The organism is Bradyrhizobium sp. Ken51, from assembly GCF_055807435.1.
The window spans coordinates 1-2627 of record NZ_JBVVPB010000098.1 but is presented as its reverse complement, the minus strand read 5'-3'; the positions used below and the strand labels follow the sequence as shown (position 1 = coordinate 2627).

Annotated in this window: 4 protein-coding genes and 1 pseudogene; 2 read left to right on the top strand and 3 right to left on the bottom strand. The window is 56.9% G+C overall.

Annotation, left to right across the window (positions count from 1 at the left end):
* Both AC0L27_RS40920 and AC0L27_RS40915 read right to left on the bottom strand, forming a co-directional pair.
* Positions 1–131: pseudogene (locus tag AC0L27_RS40920) on the bottom strand (amino acid ABC transporter ATP-binding protein); the annotation flags it as partial.
* 661 nt (positions 132–792) lie between these two features.
* Complete coding sequence (locus AC0L27_RS40915; RefSeq protein ID WP_473323733.1) at positions 793–1149, bottom strand: hypothetical protein; 357 nt, start codon at positions 1147–1149, stop codon at positions 793–795.
* Positions 1150–1449: 300 nt separating this feature from the next.
* Between AC0L27_RS40915 and AC0L27_RS40910 the strand changes: the two genes are divergently transcribed.
* A complete protein-coding gene (locus AC0L27_RS40910) occupies positions 1450–1776 on the top strand; it encodes a hypothetical protein (protein ID WP_473323731.1) in 327 nt (108 codons plus the stop codon).
* Positions 1777–2017: 241 nt separating this feature from the next.
* Here the strand turns inward: AC0L27_RS40910 and AC0L27_RS40905 are convergent, their stop codons facing one another.
* Positions 2018–2314, bottom strand: coding sequence for a hypothetical protein (locus AC0L27_RS40905; protein WP_473323729.1), 297 nt, complete (start codon positions 2312–2314; stop codon positions 2018–2020).
* Positions 2315–2566: 252 nt separating this feature from the next.
* On the opposite strand from AC0L27_RS40905, the gene AC0L27_RS40900 reads away from it, so the two are divergent.
* The coding region (locus AC0L27_RS40900) for a transposase DNA-binding-containing protein (RefSeq protein WP_473323735.1) at positions 2567–2627 on the top strand (61 nt) is incomplete at its 3' end.

Genomic DNA, 2627 nt, shown 5'->3' with positions numbered 1-2627 from the left:
TCGGCGGCGAGCTGGCGAATCGCGGCGAGCACTTCTCCCACCAGTTCCGGATCCAGCGCCGATGTCGGCTCGTCGAATAACATGATGATGGGCTGCATCGCGAGCGGCTTGGCGATGGCAACCGGACGCTCGGTAGCAGGAAATGAGGCCTTCTCGGCTTCGGTGGAGAGCGTCATCATTGGGTCGCTTCGTTCCAGCCCGTGCCGAGTTCGCGGATAGTCCTGCATTTACCGAGCCAAATGGAAGAGGTCTTTAAAAGCAAAAGGATGACTCGCCTGCTGCCATGTCGCATGTCCGACAGCGGACAAATGCTCCGATGAGAGTGCCGGCTCTCCTGCGGAAGATCCGCTATTCCTCGGGCACGCGGGAAACGACACTGTCGGGTTTGTCGAACTCAGGACTCAGCGGTATTTGGTCCGCCTCCTTCCGCACGCTCGCCAGGCCGTAGACCAAAATGCAGAAACGTATTTCCTAAGCTCCTTCCGCCCAGTTGGCACGATTTTTGGAGTTCTCTCGCTGCCGGGGCCGGGCTACCAACCAAAACGGCACGCTCTATGCACGAACGCAATCAACGTGTCAGGTCGCATTCTAAGGGAACTATCGGCAAAATACCTCCCTTCACAAAGACGTGCATCGCCTGGGCGGACGACTCTCATGTCGGGTGCGAGCCGAAGCCGGCTCGACCCACCTAATCCGCGACTCGAAGCTCGGAATACGGGCCTGCATCTCGCGGCAAACGTCGGTGGAAGACGTCGGACAGTAAGCCGTTCGCGGTCAACTCCCGCTTGAGCTTCAATGAACTTCAGAAAGTGAACGATGACCGAGCTCCATGGCATTTATATTGATCACCAGATGACCACCCCCTTCGCGATGGCGCAGCTTTCGGCGAAGATTAAGCCACTCGCGACAGACCTTGCGAGAAGTGGAATTCTTCTGCTCGCAACCTGCGTACGAGTTGAAGCCTATGGCGACGGGGCAGCTCTTAGAAATATCGATAGCACTATATTCTCCGGTCTCCCATACGAACACATCGAAGGTCCAGCCGCAATTGCCCGACGTCTCGCTGAAATTGCATCCAGCGCTCACTCCCAGATCCTCGGTGAGAGTTACGTCGGCCATCAGCTCGCGAAGTCCATCGAACTTGTACATTCAACGTTTCCGATTTCCCAGGTCGCACGGTTCGCGCTTGATATCGGTCGTGCCGCGCGCGAGCGGCAGAGATTTATCGCGTCATTCAACTATGATCAGATTGTGCGACACATCATAGCTGATCGATTTGCGGATGGAGAGCCACCCGATCGACTTTACGTCATCGGGGCAGGTATGCTGGGTCGCGGGTTGATCAGGAGCGGCGTGGGAGAACGATTCCGGTCTACTATAGTCGTAACGCGGAATCCTAAGGCTCTTCGCAAACGTCTGCGACCTCACGCCGATATAGAAGTCGCGCCCATGCGCCCGGAAGAAATTGGCCAAGAACGCGAACCACGTTCGATCGTCGTCATTGCAACCGCGGACGTAGATGGTGAATACGAGGCCGTCCTTCAGGACCGGCTTCTACGATTGGAGCCACGGACTATAGTGGATTTCTCGTCAATCCCGGCGTTGTCGGATGCAGCAATCAGCAAGCTTAGCTATGTGAACATGTACAGTGAAGAATTTCTCCAGTTCATCGGACACAACAATAAACAACTGACTCCTAAGTTGCCGGTCTTGTTTTCCGACATAGAGGCGACGTTCCGAACGGTGCAGATCCATCTCGCCGCAAATGAGACGTAGCCGTTGCAGTATTCGCAGACGGAGGGTGGTAGTGCGCACGGCTGGGAATGAGTGGACGAACTGGTAGTCCGCGAGAGGGACTGACATTTCGCGAGCTGCTCAGATTAGGCGAGACGCCGGCATCCACAAACGAGACGCAGATCAGCTTCGGCGAGGCGTAAGTGTCGCCAGCAGCCGGACGGCCCAGGCTAACGTCTGCTTGCCCGAAGAGCGGCCATTGACTCAATGTGAGACGTCTGCATCACGGATTGATCAGCAGGAATGCGTGGGAGATCAATAAAAACGGTTGCGTGGCGTGAACCTCATCTGGGCAACGACATCGGTTTGGGCCTTCTGCAGGAAGGTAGCAAGCGTCAACACCATCGAGCGACAATGATCGGCAACCCGGCGTCGCTGGTGCGCTGGCGGACGCGGCATCGCCCCGGGCAAAACCGGTGGCGATGAAGCCGGAGACGACGCGCCGCCCGCTCTTGCCGGCGTACTCCAGCGCATTGCCCAGGAAGTGCACCCAGAGCTCGCGAAGAAGTGTGCGATGCATTTGGCGTTATGCATCGATTCATCCCGTCAAGCTGCTCGCCCCCAAAACGCACGATTCGCCGCGATCTGAGCGCCGGAAGCGCACTACAAGCGAGAATGTAGCCGTACGGTGAGGCTTTCAATAACTTTTGACCACAAGGCAGCGTGCCATCCTTGGAAGGTGAATGTTGGATTGATCGAGAGATTGGTGAGTTCGAGTTTAGGGACGCGCGGCTCGGCGACAGATTCCGCAAACTGCTCACGCACAAGCGCCATGGGACAAAGCAATCCGCTCGTCTGCCAGGATTGGGCGAATACCAAGGCAGCCTACCGCT